The sequence below is a fragment of the Vibrio sp. Y42_MX_L11 genome (assembly GCF_024181785.1).
Lineage (GTDB): Bacteria > Pseudomonadota > Gammaproteobacteria > Enterobacterales > Vibrionaceae > Vibrio > Vibrio diabolicus.
The window spans coordinates 137,879-153,711 of record NZ_JAMZAP010000007.1 but is presented as its reverse complement, the minus strand read 5'-3'; the positions used below and the strand labels follow the sequence as shown (position 1 = coordinate 153,711).

Below are 15,833 nucleotides of genomic sequence, written 5' to 3'. Positions count from 1 at the left end.
CCGATATGTAGAATTGGCGGGAAATGAGGGAGTTAGGATGGCTTTCACAACTCGTTTAATGAAATTAGATTCATTTTGTCGATATATAGTAGAGTTCTGATGTATTGCACAAAAAGACAACAGAAAAATAAAAAGGAATTTCATGAAAAAGAACACCCTAGCATTCGCAACGGCTCTCGCACTCGGAAGTGTGTTGTCTGTGGCGCATGCAAATGAAGCGGCGCAGTCGTCGGTTGAACAGGTAAACCCGAAAGCCATCACGTACCCAACCACACAAAAAGTGGATGTTGTCGATGACTACTTTGGTACAAAAGTGAGTGATCCTTATCGCTGGTTGGAAGACGATCTCAGCCCAGAAACCGTAGAATGGGTGAAGGCACAAAATGCAGTGACGTTTGATTATCTGTTGAAAATCCCTTACCGCGAGCAGATTGAAGAGCGCATTACTAAGCTCATGGATTACGAAAAACAAAGTCAACCGTTCAAAGAGGGTAAGTTCACTTATTTCTACAAAAATGACGGGCTACAAAACCAAGATGTGCTTTATCGGCAGCTAGGTGATGGTGAAGCAGAAATTTTCCTCGATCCAAATACTTTTAGTGAAGATGGCACCACATCGTTAGCGGGAGTGAGCTTTTCACGAGACGGTTCTTTGGTCGCATACAGCATTTCGGAAGGCGGTAGCGATTGGCGCAAAGTCATTGTGTTAGACACAGAAACCAAAAAGCCAGTCGGTGAAACGCTGGTGGATATTAAGTTCAGCGGTATCAGTTGGCTCGGCAATCAAGGTTTCTATTACTCAAGTTATGACAAGCCAAAGGGGAGTGAACTCTCCGCGAAGACAGATCAACACAAGCTCTACTTTCATACCCTTGGAACAAAACAAAGTGAAGACCAGCTGATTTTCGGCGGGTTTGAGGAAGAGAAATACCGTTATGTTGGCGGTTATACGTCGGATGATGAACGCTACTTGTTTATCTCAGCCAGCGTATCGACATCGGGTAACAAACTGTTCTTTAAAGATCTGAGTAAGCCAAACAGCCCGCTTAAAACCATTTTAGATAACACCAGCTCTGATACTTGGGTGATAGACAACCAAGGCACGAAACTGTACTTGGTTACGAACCTTAATGCGCCGAACAAACGCGTCGTGACGGTGGATGCGAGTCAGCCGCAGCCCAAAAACTGGAAAGATTTGATTCCTGAAACAAAGAATGTGTTACGCGTTTCTACCGCGGGTGGCAATTTGTTTGCGAGCTATATTGTTGATGCGATCTCGATGGTGAAGCAATACGACATGAACGGCAAACTCATTCGAGAAATCAAATTGCCTGATATTGGCAGTGCATACGGTTTCTCGGGTAAAAAAGAAGAAACCGAAGTCTACTATTCTTTCACCAACTACAAGATGCCAAGCACTACGTATCGTCTGAACATCAAAGATGGTGATAGCGAGGTGTACTACAAATCTAAAGCGCCATTTGATCCAGCTTTGTATGACTCTCGCCAGGTGTTTTACACCTCAAAAGACGGAACAAAAGTGCCGATGATCATCACCTATAAAAAAGGGACACCGATGGACGGCAGTGCACCAACCATCCTATATGGTTATGGCGGCTTCAACATTAACCTCACACCATCTTTTAGCCCGACACGTGCGGCTTGGTTAGAGCTTGGTGGTGTTTACGCGGTAGCGAACATTCGTGGTGGTGGGGAATATGGCAAAGAATGGCACAACGCTGGCATTCAAATGCAAAAGCAAAATGTGTTTGATGACTTTATTGCTGCGGCTGAATTTCTAATTGATGAAGAGGTAACGTCATCAAACAAGTTAGCCATTAACGGTGGATCGAATGGTGGCTTGTTAGTGGGGGCCGTTATGACGCAACGTCCAGAGCTGTTTAAAGTGGCGCTGCCAGCAGTCGGCGTACTGGATATGCTGCGTTACCATACTTTTACCGCAGGTGCTGGTTGGGCGTATGACTACGGCACGGCAGAGCAAAGTAAAGAGATGTTCCAATATCTGAAAGGTTATTCGCCAGTGCACAATGTAAAAGCAGGGGAGGAATACCCAGCAACATTGATTACAACCGGTGATCATGATGACCGTGTTGTTCCTGCTCACTCATATAAATTTGCTGCTGAGTTGCAATCGAAGCAAGCGGGTTCAAATCCGACCTTAATTCGCATCGAAACCAATGCAGGGCATGGTGCTGGCACACCAACGCGTAAAATAATTGAGACAAATGCAGATATTTATAGCTTTGCACTGTTCAATATGGGGATAGAGAAACTGCAATAGTGCGAATCGTTTGCGTTTTTAGTTAACGAAATGCATCGGTGCTTTTGCAATCGAAAATAAAAGGGAATCACAGAGTGTGATTCCCTTTTATTTTATTGTGGAGTAACTATTCTAAATTTACCGCAAGGCTAATTAAATTAAGGTATTTGCAATTTATTACAACTCTCTTCTTTACCTGAAGAGTAATATGCGATACAAATAAAACTTGATCGCGATCACCTAACACCATTGCACTCCTTATTTATATGGTAAATTTAATTAATCATTTGTTCTAATGATAATTGAATTTTCATAAGTTTTAATATTCCCTTCTTCGTAAAGCTTACCAAATTTCAAGTTATATAAGATATAAGTAGCAGTGATTGAACTTTTACGACGCTTTATTTTATTTTAATTAAAACGTCTAATGTTTCGTCATTATTAAATTTGCTTTGATAATTTATATTATCCAAAGCGAGTTGTGTTGCTTGCTATTTATGATGACCTCATGACGTGAATAATTTTATAATCATTAAAATGGATACAGTTTATGAATTTAGTGAAACCGTCTGTTGTTATCATGGCAGCAGCCCTTCAACTCGCGTCTTCTGCTTATGCTCAGACAAATAATGACGAAGAACTACAAGATATGTCTGACCCACTTGCGGTTTACACCCAAGCGGGCTTTGGTATTACTGACAAAGGCGCGAACATCAAAATCGGTCAAACTTACCAATCTAGCCAGCCTGGCACTATGGCGATGAACATCATCGAAATGAAAGGCATTGGTGGTGAGTTATTTGGCATTCGCGACAATGACGATCCAATGTATGCCAATGTTGATGACAGCATTGACTCTTTCCGACTACGTAATTTCCAAGTAGAAGTCGCAAAAGGTCTAGGCCGTCAATTGGATGTAAACTACGATGTTGATAGCGATAAATTAGATGCATCTTATAGCTTTATTCAAGGCCTACCTAAGTTTGGCATGTTGCAGTTATTTCCTTTGGCTGGTGCGGGTGTCACTATTGCTAATGATTTTAGTGGTGATGATAAAGGTTATGAAATTCCAGGTACTTTCACCGTTGTTGGTATGTACTCAAAAATTGAATTAACCGATAAAATCTGGATTAACTACAACCCAATGTATATGCATACATTATCAGGGGCTAGTCAATATAGAGATACTTATTACGCGGGTGAAGATAATATCTTAACTCATGAGTTTGCGTTGTCTTATCAAATTAATCCTCGCGCAAATATTCGTTACTTTGCAAACTGGAATGAGCACGTTAATTTCGGTGATGGTGATCACCGTATCGAATTTAACTACCAATTCTAACACCCTCGTTTATTTCCAGAATAGAAAGTGTGTTTATCCATATATTTAAATATTTAGGCTAGGGCACTTTCTACATAAAGTAGGTTTATCATGAAAGCCAAATATAAATTTGCGTTGGTATCTATTGCTATATCTTCTGCATTACTATCAGGATGCAAAACTGGCGATATCGCAACGAAAACTGCCCAAGCACCCTCTGTTGAAACCGTTACCCTAACCGAAACAAAAATCACTCCTTATCATACTTTTATCGGTCGAACTGAAGCGGTAAATGACGTTGATATTATGCCTCGAGTCGGTGGCGAATTAACCGCGATTCATTTTAAAGATGGCGATATGGTAGAAAAAGGCCAATTGCTGTTTGAAATCGACGACCGTCCTTACAAAGCGGCACTGGCGTATGCAAAAGCGTCGTTGCAAAAAGCAAAAGCACAACTCGTTCAAACTACGCGTGATGCAGAACGTGTGAAGAAACTCATCAAAGATAAAAGCATCAGTGAGCAGCAATACGATGACGCCATTGCCGCGCACGCCGCAGCGATTGCTTCGGTAGAAGAGGCGAAAGCGACGCTGGTTTCAGCAAGGCTCGATCTTGAATTTAGCTCTGTGCGTGCTCCTTTCTCTGGCCGCGTGGGTTTCAGCAACTTCCGAGTGGGTGACCGTATTTCGAAAATTCAACTCGTTCCTCTTGTTTCGATCACTCAAATCGACCCAATTCGCTTTGGCTTTGATGTGGATGAGAAGCTCTACCGCCGCGTAAGAAGTGCGATTGATGTGGCCCATCGTAACGATGACAAACTGGATGTTGATTTAACACTGACGCTTTCAGACGGCTCATTGTATCCACTTGATGGCAAGATCTACGCTGTTGGCAACAAGATCGATTTAGAAACAGGCTCAATTCGAGCAGAAGCACAATTTGATAACCCAACTTACGCGCTTATGCCGGGTGAATATGGCAACTTGACCATAAAGCTGCGCAACAAAACCATTGATGGTTTGCTTATCCCATCGGCGGCTGTTCAGCAAGACCAAGCGGGTGACTACGTCATGGTGGTTGGTGATGATCACGTGGTGTCACGTCGTAACGTTGAACTTGGTCAGACCTACGGTGTGAAACGTGCTGTGCTGACTGGCTTGGCGGCTAACGAAAAAGTCATCGTCAATGGTCTACAAAAAGTGCGTCCGGGTGCAACGGTGAAAGACGTTGAACTACAGAGTGAACAAGGCTGAGTGAGTACTGATGTTAAGTAAATTTTTCATTCACCGGCCGAAGTTTGCTTTGGTGATCTCACTGGCGATGACATTGATGGGCATGATCGCCCTGAAAGTCTTGCCAATTTCTGAGTATCCTCAAATCTCTCCAACGGTAATTACGGTGAGCACCATGTATCCGGGTGCAAACGCGGACGTGGTTAAAAAGACCGTAGCACAACCGATAGAAGCCAAAGTCAACGGCGTTGAAGACATGATTTACATGTCTTCTGTGATTGGTAACGATGGCTCATACACATTGCGTATTTACTTCCGAGTGGGCGCAGATGGCGATATGGCACAGGTTCGTGTGAACAACTTGGTGGCGCAAGCGACGTCTTCTCTCCCACAAGAAGTAAACCAAATCGGTGTGACGGTTAAGAAGAAATCTTCCGACATGTTGGGCGTTATTACACTGCGTTCTCCGAAACAGTCTCACGATAGTATCTACCTCTCTAACTATGCGGATCTCAATATCGTTGAGCGTTTAAAACGTATCGAAGGTATGAGTGACATTACGCTGCTGGGTAAGAAAGACTACTCAATGCGTATTTGGTTGAACCCAAATAAACTGGCCACCTTGAAGCTTTCCGCTAGTGATGTTATTGGCGCAATTAAAACGCAAAACATCCAAGTGGCGGCGGGTAAGATCGGTGGTATGCCAGCTCCGGGTGACCAGCAATATCAATATGTTTTGCAAACCAAAGGCCGCCTTACTTCTGCGGAAGAGTTCGAGAACATCATCATCCGCGCGAGCAAGAAAGGTTCTTTGATTCGCTTGAAAGATGTGGCTCGTGTCGAAGTTGGCGCACAAGGTTACGAAGCTGATGGTCGTATGAATAACGAACCAGCTGCCGTTCTGGCCTTGTACCAGTTGCCGACAGCGAACGCGCTAGACGTGATGGAACGCGTGAAAGAGGCAATGAAAGAGTACGAGAAATCGTTCCCAGATGATTTGGTCTACGACATCGCGTATGACTCTACCGAATACGTAGAGACATCGATTGATGAAGTGTACGAGACGCTGGTGATTGCGGTACTTCTTGTCACCTTCGTTGTGTACGTTTTCTTGCAGAACTGGCGAGCGACCATCATTCCAACATTAGCGATTCCGGTTTCCATCATTGCGACGTTCGCAATCATGGGCGTGATGGGCATGACCATCAACACCATCTCGTTGTTTGGCTTGATCCTCGCCATCGGTATCGTGGTGGACGATGCGATCATCGTGGTGGAGAACGTGGAGCGGGTTATCCATGAAGAGCATTTAGACCCGATTCCGGCCACGATCCAAGCTATGAAAGAAGTGACGGGGCCAGTATTGGCAACAACGCTTATTTTGTTGGCGGTATTCGTACCGGTTGCGCTATTGCCGGGTATTTCTGGTCGAATGTTCAACCAGTTCGCGGTCACCATCTGTGTATCGGTGCTGATCTCTGCGATCAACGCATTGACGTTAACGCCTGCGCTTTGTGCGTTGATGTTGAAATCTACTCACTCGCAACCTATTGCGCCTTTGCGTGCGTTTAACCGAGGTTTTGAAGCAATAACGCGCAAATACCAAGGTTTAGTTGGCTTCTTGAGCCGTCGTATTGTGCTGAGTATCGGTGTTTATGGCGCGCTTATTGCGGTGCTGGCATTTGCGTTCATGACCGTACCTTCTTCTTTCGTACCGAACGAAGATAAAGGCGTGTTCATGGTCGAAATGCGTTTGCCAGACGCAGCAGCATTGCAGCGTACTGCACCATTAATGAAGAAGTACGTTGATGAGCTAAAACAGATGGAAGGTGTGGAGAACGTGGTTTCGGTTGCGGGCTTCTCGGTAATTAACATGGCGTCGATTCCAAACTCGGGCATGTTGATCATCAAACTGGATAACTGGAGCAAACGTAAAGACCCTGAGCTACACCAACGCGCATTGATGAATAAAGTTAACCAAATGCTGAACTCAACGCCAGATGCCGCTTCGTTCGTTTTCGCGACGCCGGCAATCAAAGGCATGGGTGCGGTGGATGGTTTCAACCTTGTGCTGCAAGACAACTTGGGCCGTTCTCCACAAGAGTTGGCACAAACAACCGCTGATTTTGTTGCCCAAATCAATCAACTGCCTGAAGTGACGCGTGCGTTCTCGATTTTCCGTGCGAACATTCCGCAACGTTACATCGATATTGACCGCGATAAAGCGATTTCGATGGGCGTACCGTTGAATGAAATCTTCAGCACACTGCAAGCACAATTGGGCGGTGCATACATTTCTGACTTCAACTTGTTTGGTCGTTCGTACCAAGTGAAAGTGCAAGCAGAAGATCAATACCGTGACAACATCGACGACATCGACCATCTGTTTGTTCGCTCAAGCTCTGGAAAAATGGTGTCACTGGCAACACTAGTGAAAGTGAAGCCGATCTTCGGCCCTGATACCTTGTCGAACTACAACATGTTCAGTTCTGCAACCGTGAACGGTGCGCCAGCGCCAGGTTACAGCTCGGGTGATGTTGTAAAAGCCATCGAAAAACTGGCTGCGGAATCCTTGCCAAGTGGTTACTCGTACGAGTGGTCAGGCATGACTTACCAAGAGATGAAAGCAGGCAACATGGCGCCAATCGCGTTCGCATTGTCTTTACTGTTCACCTACTTGTTCTTGGTGGCTCAGTACGAAAGTTGGACCATTCCTGCTGCGGTAATGATGGCGGTTCCAGTCGCGATTCTCGGCGCAATGGGAACGCTACTGCTGGTGGGACAACCGTTCGATTTGTACGTGCAGATTGGTGTGGTCATCTTGATCGGTATGTCCGCCAAAGTGGCGATTCTTATCGTGGAATTTGCCAAAGTTCTGCGAGAAGAAAAGGGCTTATCCATCATTGATGCTGCCAAAGAAGCTGCTCGAATCCGTTTCCGTGCAGTACAGATGACTGCGTTCGCCTTCATCTGGGGGGTATTCCCGTTGGTGATTGCATCGGGTGCTGGTGCGGCATCTCGTCACTCACTGGGCTTTGCGGTATTCGGCGGCATGACTCTCTCTACGTTTGTAGGCACGTTACTGACGCCAGTGTTCTTCGTGATGATGCAATCTCTGCGCGAGAAGTTTAAGCGAAAGAAACCCACTGAACTTGAGGTGAGCGAGCAATAACGCTGATTTCAACCGACTGACTCCACAACACCTCCACGCTGTGTGCGATTGGCCAATGCCTTTCATTGATATACAACCACCGTCGCAGCGTAGGTTCCCCAAACAATAATAGGTTTTAGCATGAAAAATCTTTCAAAAATCGTCGTAGCGAGCTCTCTACTGACGTGTGCTGCTGCGCAAGCGGGTGGGTTATACCTTTACGAAACAACAGCATCGGATATTGGTTTGGCATCCGCTGGTATGGCGGCGCGTGCGCAAGATGCCTCAGTAATGGCTGCAAACCCGGCTGGTCTGGCGAATGTTTCTGGTAAATCTTTCTCTGGTAACCTGATTGGCCTTTACGGTGACGCGCAATTAGACACGATGACTGGCGATGCGGGCAACGTGATTGGTTTTGTTCCTATGGCGTCGGCATTTTACAGCCAACAAGTAAACGACAAATGGACGCTGGGTATTGGTCTGTATGGCAACTACGGTCTTGGCCTCGAGTACGAAGGTCTTTTGGATAATCACTTAGATATTCCTACAGCAACGACACAAGCCTTGACCATTCAACCTTCCGCTTCTTATCGCATCAATGAGCACTGGTCTGTGGGTGCGGCGCTTGGTATTCAGTACGGTATGTATGAAGTAGAAGCGGAAGGGACGTTGGCTAGCTCTGGCATGCATAAAAAATACTTAGACGAAGACCAAGATACTCAGGTCAACGGTCGAGTAGGTGTGCTTTATGAGGCAACACCAGGCACGCGTCTTGGTCTGTCTTACTCTTCTGAAACCGAATTTGAATTCGACAATAGCAACTCCATTGCTCCGCAACAACTGATCTTCAGTGCTTACCATGAAGTGAATGATGACCTAGCGGTGATGTGGAACGTGAACTGGCAAGACTGGAGCGAATACACAACCACGCTGAACGTAGAGACACAAGACACTTACCAAATCGCATTGGGTACTCAGTACAAACTGAATGAAAAAATGATGTGGAATGCCGGTTTTGCATTCGATACCAGCATGTATGAAAGCCAATCAAACTGTGACATTACCGTTCCTACTGGCAAGGCGTACCGCATTGGTACAGGCATTGATTACAAATTGGATTCAGAAAACTCAATTGGTTTCGCGTTTGAAGCGGTCTTGATGGAGTCTTCAGAAACAGAAACGCCACTCTTACAAGCTGGCTTTGATGAGCCTGCTCTGTACTTCATGAGCATGAGCTACAACTGGAAAAACTAATCATTCCTAATCGCTAAAACGCCTTCCTTACAGGCCATTCTACCCTAACTACCTGCACTGGATGCTGTCACGCTATCTAAGGTAGTTAGGGCGCTTCTGTCACACCCAGTGAGTGATGATTCAAAAAGTATCTGCGCGGCTAAGTGCGGGTATTCAACATCTCAAAGGACTAAAAAATGAAAAATAAACTAGCGTTAGTGTGTACGACGTTGTTGGTCAGTACGCTGGCTCATGGTGCCGAGCATCGAGTAAAAGACAATAAAAACAAGTTGGCGGATGACCCAACAAAAGTCATCACGAAATTTGGCGCGTCTTACGCAAACAACTACGATTTTGATGATCAAAACATCTCATTCTCGGGCTCACTTGCGCTTGACCAAGCGCGCAAAATTAACCTGCGTATCAATGATGATGCGAGCGAGTGGCGTATTGGTGGCTCGTGGTTGTTTCCGGTCGGTATCGTGAACTTCAACTTCGGTAAAAATGAATACGTAAACGGCGCGGATCAAACCAACTACAGCGTTGGTACCTTTATGCCGCTAAGTTATTTCGGGATTGAGCCAGCAGGCTTCCAAATTTTCCCAATGGCAGGCTATACGTACAACACTGGTGATGTTCCTGTTTGTGACGGTGCAGCAGGCAGCAACTGTAGCGAGCCTAACTTTACGGGCACTCCAAGTGCAGAGAATGGCTTCAATATGATGAGCTCTTCAGGCAGCAGCGGTTACGTTGGTGCATTTGCGCTGAAATCGTTTACCAAAGAGCTGACGTTAATCAGCTTCGCAGCAGGCACTTACGGCTCAGAAAACAGTGAAGGAGAGAACTACAAAGGCTTCTTTGGTGGTATCGGCCTTGGTTATCTCGTGAATAAACGTCACTCGTTTAACGTAATGACGTTTGTCATGGACAACAACACGTATTTAGATGAGGCAGATAGGCGCGTCGCATTATCTTACCAATATCAATTTGAGTAAATTGAAAACGCAGCAACGATGGCTGCGTTTTTACTTTGATGGAATAAATTAGTGAATCGCGTTCTTTTCTTCGATCTTTTTCTGATATTGGTGTTTTAATATATACATGCGCTTAACATCGCTATAGGCTCCGTTAATAAAGTATTCTTCTACTAAATGGCCTTCTTCAATAAAACCACATTTCTTATATAAATGAATAGCGACTTCATTATCCACTGCGACCAATAAGTATATTTTACGTAGATTAAGAATCGAGAAGGAGTAATCCAATGCACGATTAATCATCTCTGTCGCATAACCTCGTCCTTGATGCTCTGGGGCGATGATTATCTGAAACTCAGCGCTTCGGTGAATGTAGTTGATCTCAATAAGTTCGACCAATCCAATCACTATGCCGTCTTCATCTTCAACCACAAAGCGTCTTTCTGCGTCATCATGTATATGTTTTCGGTACAGTTCTTCGAGCTCATCATAAGATTCATAAGGCTCTTCGAACCAGTAGGCCATGATATTTCGGTTGTTATTTAGTTCGTGAATAAAGCGCAAATCAGAGCGTTCTAGTGCACGCATTTTTAGGCCTTTCTTCATCATTTATCTCCAATGAGGCGGAGTAAACCTCCGCAATTGATGCTAGAAAATCTTAACGTATTTAACAAGAATAGCGCATCTGTTTTTGGGAAATATTGTGGTTTTTTCAATATGGAAACTTAGAGTTCACGCCAAATAAAAATTAATCTTTACGATAAAAAATTCGATTAGGTGGTTTGCCTAATATCATATTAAATACCGCGCAACGACTTAGTGTCTTAATCTAAATAAACAAGGTATTCAATATGTTTTCAATCGGTGACGTAGTAGTAGCGACTAAAGGTATCGATCTTGGCGAAATGGTTGTTACAGGTTTAAGCAGTGGCGGTTTTTACACACACGTAAAAGCAGGCGAGAAAACGCTAACTTACCCAGCTAAAGATCTTAAGAAAGCATAATTAAATTTGCTCACTCTTATTTCTAAACTGGCTTAAAGTTCGTATTACTTATTTTAGGCGGGTTAGAATTTATAAAAGGTAGCGCAACAAGTCGCTACCTTTTTTATCACTCTCTTTTCTAGTTTTCTTCTGTTTTATGAACCTCAACACGGTTTCTACCGGTTTCTTTGGCTTTGTAAAGGGCTAAGTCGGCGCGTTTTACGAGTGGTTCAAACGAGTCATCCAAGCTACAGACTTGAGTTACACCAATACTAGCGGTAAAGCTCATATCACGACCTGAGTGTTGAATCGTCGTAGTTTCTAACGCATTGCGAATCGTTTCTAATGTGTTTAGGGCTTCTTGCGATGAGCGGCTTCTTAGTACGATGGCAAACTCTTCACCGCCAACTCTGGCAAGTAAGTCACAGTCAAGTAGATGACTTTGAATGGTGTTGACTGCATGGATCAGCGATTTATCGCCAGCATCATGACCAAACCGATCATTAAGGCTTTTAAAGTTGTCTAAATCTAGAATAGCAACATGGAAGTCAATGCCTTGGGTGCGGTATTCATTCAGGCGGCTTTCGATTTGTCGCATGAATTCTCTGCGGTTTGGAATGCCAGTCAGATCATCCGTTGTGGCAAGATGCTCCATTTTCATAATTTGTATATGAAGAGCAATGTTTAAAGCAATCCAGTTAGCAATGCACTGAAGCTGTGCCGCTTGTTCGTTTGTATAAGTGTGCGTTTGATGATGTGCAACATTAAGCGTGCCCAAACAGACTTTACCGTGCATTAAAGGTGCATCCATACAGGTCCCCATGCCATTGGATGCCAGCATCACACAATCGACCTCATCAGATTGAGTGACATCGTCACAGATCATCAGTTGTTGCTTTTTGAACACTCGGCCAACAAAAGCTCGGTGAATAGGTACCAAGAATTCAGCCGGAATCGCTTTATTACCAGAGAAAGAGTAGACCTTTAGATGATCATCATTTTCATAAAGCGTGATACTCGCGCGGTCGGAATTGAATATACGATTTATCCATTCTGCGACCGTATCAAGCACCTGCTGCAATGTTTCCGATTGAGCTAAAAAGTGAACAAACCCTATCGGCATACAGATCGGACTTTCCATATTCTGCATCGATAAGTCATCAGGGTTAAAAGTTCTTTCAAGTCTCAATAGACATCTCCTTGCGATGTTGCAAATACCAACAATAAGTTACACGAAGCTATTTTCAAGAAAAATGCGTTTCTACGTAAGATTATGGTTTATTTATCGCTATCTATGTGTGTTCAATTGCTTAATGTGGGCGTTAACTCACGCCTAAATGAATAAATGTTATACCTATTTATAAGTAAGTCATTACTCAATAAGGGGTGTTTTTGAGGTAGAACCAAAGAAGTAAGAAAGCCCTTCAGGGAAGAGAAGGGCAAAGAGGGTGAACCTAGGAAAGTAAATACGTAAGCAGTGAATTAATTATCTTTGTATTTCTGTAAAATCAACTGACTGATTTGCGCGATGAGCTGGTCTCTGGCTTGAAGTGATAGCTCGGTTTCTGTGACATAGATACTAATGTAAACAGGACGATGGTTTTCCTTCCATATGATTGCGTTAATACCGCGCGAACCGTGACCACCCGCACCAGAGCGGTCGGCGATAGACCAACCTGTTGGTAATACTGAACGCATTAACGAGTCTGAAACCTTGTTGTCCTGCATCCAGATTTTTAATTGCACGCGAGACTCGTAAGACAACGTTTCTCCTTCAATCAAGGTTCGCAGAGTGTTTACCATGGCGTTAGGTGTGGTTGTGTCGCGGTTGTCTCCCGGTGTCGCTTCGTTCAAACGTGGTTCTAATCTATCTAGGCGCGTCGCTTTATCACCAATTGATCGCAGAAACATTGTCACGGCCTTAGGGCCGCCGATTTCATTCAATACTAAGTTGGCAGCAGTATTATCACTCATCAACATCGCAGCTTCACAAGCGTGTTCTACGCGTGTGTTTTGGCCTGCGAGTTTGTCCATCACTGGAGACCACACAACGATGCTGCGCTCATCGACTTTCGCGGTCGCATTTTTACTTAGCTTACCGCTGTCCATATCACTTAGCATTGTGGCGCAAGCCAAGGTTTTGAATGTGCTCATGAGTGGGAAGCGTTCATCGCCACGGTAATCCCAGCGCTCATCGGTTTGCGTATCCCAAACCGAGACTCCAATTCTGCTTGAGGTTTGTTGTTCGATGAGAGAAATGTCTTCATTCAGTTGGGAAGCGTAACTTAGGGTTGAGCAAACCATTAGCCCAGCCAACAAAAATAACTTTTTCATGCGTCGTGTTCTTCATTTTGGTTTTGGTTCGCACTGTGGCGATGTTACGCAAACTATAACGAGCGAATACTCTAACCACTGTTAAATCCATGTCGATTTTTTGTAGGATTCTGCGCAATACCTCCAAGTTTGTTATTGACCTTAGGTATATTGTGGGTTTACTCAACTTTACGAATATTGACGTTGCATTACGCTAGAAAAACTAAACTAGAGTTGTCGTCAATTTGAGAGTGATGTTCATGAAAACTGTACGAAATTTTGTATGGATGATAATTGCCGCCGTGTCTGTGTTGTGGTGGATGAGTGAACCGCAACTGCTTTCCTCGACCCAATTCTTCCAATGGCGCTCCGCGCTTATTCAATATTCTGGTGTTTTGTCGTTAGCTTTGATGTCTATTGCGATGGTGCTGGCGCTGCGCTTACCTGTGATAGAGCAATGGGTTCATGGCATGGACAAGGCATATCGAGTACACAAGTGGTTAGGTATAGCAGGCGTCAGTTTGGGTGTGATCCATTGGCTTATGTATAAAGTGCCGAAGTGGCTCGTTGCTGCTGGTTGGTTGGAAAAACCAGTAAAACACACTGGAGCAGGGCCATCAGGCAATAACTTCGTTGGTTTTGAGTTATGGGTTAAAGAACTGCGTGATATAGGCTTGGATTTAGGTGAGTGGGGCTTTTATTTTCTATTGGTATTGCTGGCAGTGTCACTCTGGACTGTTGTTAAATACAAACCGTTTAAGTTATCCCATCGTTTAATGGCTGTGGTGTATTTGATGGTTGCTGTTCACTCCGTTTTGCTGATCAAGCACGCGTACTGGGGCGATCCCATTCATTTTATCGCTTTTGGTTTTGCATTGATGGGCTCTGCGGCTGCCGTTTATAGCTTGTTTGGCTTTGTCGGACGAGCGAATCGCTATCCCGCCAAAGTGGTGTCGACTCGCTACTTCCCTCAAGCGCGAGTGATGGAGCTGGTTTTGGCGCCAGGCATTAACGACCAAGGAAAACCTTGGCAAGGGCACAAAGCTGGGCAGTTTGCTTACGTTCGTTTTGGTAACGAAGATCCACATCCGTTTACGATTGTTTCAGGTGAGCACGATCCAGAGGTCCGTTTTTTGATCAAAGAGCTAGGCGATTTCACGACCAATTTGTACCAGCGCGTGAAAGCGGGTAATGAGGTTGTTGTTGAAGGGCCGTATGGACATTTAGAGTTTGATGTCAACAAGCCGCAAGTTTGGATTGCTGGTGGTGTCGGGATAGCGTCGTTCTTTGCCATCTTATCTTCACTGAAAGCGTTAAAAATACATCCGCCAGTGCATTTGTTTTATTGCACACGTGGCTTAGATAGTCATTTAGTGGATGAACTGTGGAATGCCGCGCATCAGGCACAAGTGAAACTAAACGTGATAGATACTGCGGTTTCACCTCGACTTAATGTTGAACGAATTGCGAAGGAATGCGGCGACTTATCGCGTTATGAGTTTTATTTCTGTGGACCGGAGGTATTCTCTCGAACCCTGAAAAAAGAGTTAGAGGTATATCGTTTTGATACAGAACATCACTATCATGAAGAGCTGTTTGTGATGCGATAATCTAGTATTTGGATCGAAATAAAAAGGAGCTGAATCAGCTCCTTTTGTATTTACATTTAACGTCTATGAACCGTATGAATGCGTAAATCCGGTTTCACTACAGTTCCACTTTTTTGACCATGCCGGCTTCTGCATGTCCGGGGATATTACACGCGAACTCTACATTTTTATCGCCATGGAAGTGCCACAGGAGTTGTTTCGCTTTGCCTGGTTCAACAGTGACAGCATTGCCGGAGTCATGCATGTGATCGCCAGACATGGTTTTCATCATTTCACGGTGTTTAAGCTGTTCTTCTGCTGAGCCAATGGTAAATTCGTGATTGATTTTGCCTGTATTCATTACCACAAATTGAACCACATCATCCGGTTCTATTGTCACGTCTTTTTTGAATGTAATTTTCATATCATCCGTTAAGAGTACATGAACGACTTTGTCTGGTTTTGCGCCATTTGCAGGCATACCAACCGCTGACATGCCTGGCATGCCGCTCATACCAGAATGATCCATTTTACCGTGGTCCATTTTTCCATGATCCATCGGCATTTTATCCATGTTCATGGAACCGTGTTCCATTTGACCATGCTCCATATTTTCGTGGTTCATGTTTGAGTTATCCATTTGAGCAAATACGCCACCCGATACCATGGTTAGAGCAAGAGTGATAAGAGTCTTTTTCATGTTGATTTCCTTTACTATCAATTAGCTATCGCGCCATTACTCTCTGAATAAT

The 15,833-nt window shown here is 44.4% G+C and carries 12 protein-coding genes; 8 read left to right on the top strand and 4 right to left on the bottom strand.

Going from position 1 to position 15,833, the window contains the following annotated elements; all coding sequences use genetic code 11:
* Positions 1-142 precede the first annotated feature (142 nt).
* From NL643_RS09700 to NL643_RS09675, 6 genes are all read left to right on the top strand, one after another.
* Positions 143-2,302, top strand: a complete 2,160-nt coding sequence (locus tag NL643_RS09700) for a prolyl oligopeptidase family protein (RefSeq protein WP_253644346.1) — start codon at positions 143-145, stop codon at positions 2,300-2,302.
* 529 nt (positions 2,303-2,831) lie between these two features.
* Complete coding sequence (locus NL643_RS09695) at positions 2,832-3,623, top strand: hypothetical protein (protein WP_253644345.1); 792 nt, start codon at positions 2,832-2,834, stop codon at positions 3,621-3,623.
* Between the two features lie 90 nt (positions 3,624-3,713).
* On the top strand, positions 3,714-4,856 hold the full coding sequence (gene vmeP, locus NL643_RS09690; RefSeq protein WP_005391278.1) for an efflux RND transporter periplasmic adaptor subunit VmeP: 1,143 nt from the start codon (positions 3,714-3,716) through the stop codon (positions 4,854-4,856).
* Between the two features lie 10 nt (positions 4,857-4,866).
* Complete coding sequence (vmeQ, locus tag NL643_RS09685; RefSeq protein WP_253644344.1) at positions 4,867-8,007, top strand: efflux RND transporter permease subunit VmeQ; 3,141 nt, start codon at positions 4,867-4,869, stop codon at positions 8,005-8,007.
* A gap of 120 nt (positions 8,008-8,127) precedes the next feature.
* Positions 8,128-9,240: an OmpP1/FadL family transporter gene (locus NL643_RS09680; protein WP_253644343.1), complete on the top strand. Its 1,113-nt coding sequence runs from the start codon at positions 8,128-8,130 to the stop codon at positions 9,238-9,240.
* A gap of 176 nt (positions 9,241-9,416) precedes the next feature.
* A complete protein-coding gene (locus NL643_RS09675) occupies positions 9,417-10,214 on the top strand; it encodes a hypothetical protein (RefSeq protein ID WP_046873738.1) in 798 nt (265 codons plus the stop codon).
* A 48-nt stretch (positions 10,215-10,262) separates the two neighbouring features.
* On the opposite strand, the gene speG is transcribed toward NL643_RS09675, so the two are convergent.
* Positions 10,263-10,802, bottom strand: coding sequence for a spermidine N1-acetyltransferase (speG, locus tag NL643_RS09670; protein ID WP_041853120.1), 540 nt, complete (start codon positions 10,800-10,802; stop codon positions 10,263-10,265).
* 245 nt (positions 10,803-11,047) lie between these two features.
* On the opposite strand from speG, the gene NL643_RS09665 reads away from it, so the two are divergent.
* A complete protein-coding gene (locus tag NL643_RS09665; RefSeq protein ID WP_005375418.1) occupies positions 11,048-11,200 on the top strand; it encodes a hypothetical protein in 153 nt (50 codons plus the stop codon).
* A gap of 118 nt (positions 11,201-11,318) precedes the next feature.
* On the opposite strand, the gene NL643_RS09660 is transcribed toward NL643_RS09665, so the two are convergent.
* Entirely contained in the window at positions 11,319-12,368 is a 1,050-nt protein-coding gene (locus NL643_RS09660) for a sensor domain-containing diguanylate cyclase (protein ID WP_048625291.1), read from the bottom strand.
* A gap of 293 nt (positions 12,369-12,661) precedes the next feature.
* Positions 12,662-13,513, bottom strand: a complete 852-nt coding sequence (gene blaCARB, locus NL643_RS09655; protein ID WP_053809595.1) for a CARB family carbenicillin-hydrolyzing class A beta-lactamase — start codon at positions 13,511-13,513, stop codon at positions 12,662-12,664.
* Between the two features lie 239 nt (positions 13,514-13,752).
* Between blaCARB and NL643_RS09650 the strand changes: the two genes are divergently transcribed.
* A complete protein-coding gene (locus NL643_RS09650; RefSeq protein ID WP_253644342.1) occupies positions 13,753-15,102 on the top strand; it encodes a ferric reductase-like transmembrane domain-containing protein in 1,350 nt (449 codons plus the stop codon).
* Between the two features lie 97 nt (positions 15,103-15,199).
* Here the strand turns inward: NL643_RS09650 and NL643_RS09645 are convergent, their stop codons facing one another.
* On the bottom strand, positions 15,200-15,781 hold the full coding sequence (locus tag NL643_RS09645) for a cupredoxin family protein (protein WP_253644341.1): 582 nt from the start codon (positions 15,779-15,781) through the stop codon (positions 15,200-15,202).
* Between the last annotated feature and the right edge of the window lie 52 nt (positions 15,782-15,833).

Bases quoted from the DNA above. Each gene is read 5' to 3' on its own strand.
- NL643_RS09700 (WP_253644346.1), top strand. From the start codon at position 143: ATGAAAAAGAACACCCTAGCATTCGCAACGGCTCTCGCACTCGGAAGT.
- NL643_RS09695 (WP_253644345.1), top strand. From the start codon at position 2,832: ATGAATTTAGTGAAACCGTCTGTTGTTATCATGGCAGCAGCCCTTCAA.
- vmeP (WP_005391278.1), top strand. From the start codon at position 3,714: ATGAAAGCCAAATATAAATTTGCGTTGGTATCTATTGCTATATCTTCT.
- vmeQ (WP_253644344.1), top strand. From the start codon at position 4,867: ATGTTAAGTAAATTTTTCATTCACCGGCCGAAGTTTGCTTTGGTGATC.
- NL643_RS09680 (WP_253644343.1), top strand. From the start codon at position 8,128: ATGAAAAATCTTTCAAAAATCGTCGTAGCGAGCTCTCTACTGACGTGT.
- NL643_RS09675 (WP_046873738.1), top strand. From the start codon at position 9,417: ATGAAAAATAAACTAGCGTTAGTGTGTACGACGTTGTTGGTCAGTACG.
- speG (WP_041853120.1), bottom strand. From the start codon at position 10,802: ATGAAGAAAGGCCTAAAAATGCGTGCACTAGAACGCTCTGATTTGCGC.
- NL643_RS09665 (WP_005375418.1), top strand. From the start codon at position 11,048: ATGTTTTCAATCGGTGACGTAGTAGTAGCGACTAAAGGTATCGATCTT.
- blaCARB (WP_053809595.1), bottom strand. From the start codon at position 13,513: ATGAAAAAGTTATTTTTGTTGGCTGGGCTAATGGTTTGCTCAACCCTA.
- NL643_RS09650 (WP_253644342.1), top strand. From the start codon at position 13,753: ATGAAAACTGTACGAAATTTTGTATGGATGATAATTGCCGCCGTGTCT.
- NL643_RS09645 (WP_253644341.1), bottom strand. From the start codon at position 15,781: ATGAAAAAGACTCTTATCACTCTTGCTCTAACCATGGTATCGGGTGGC.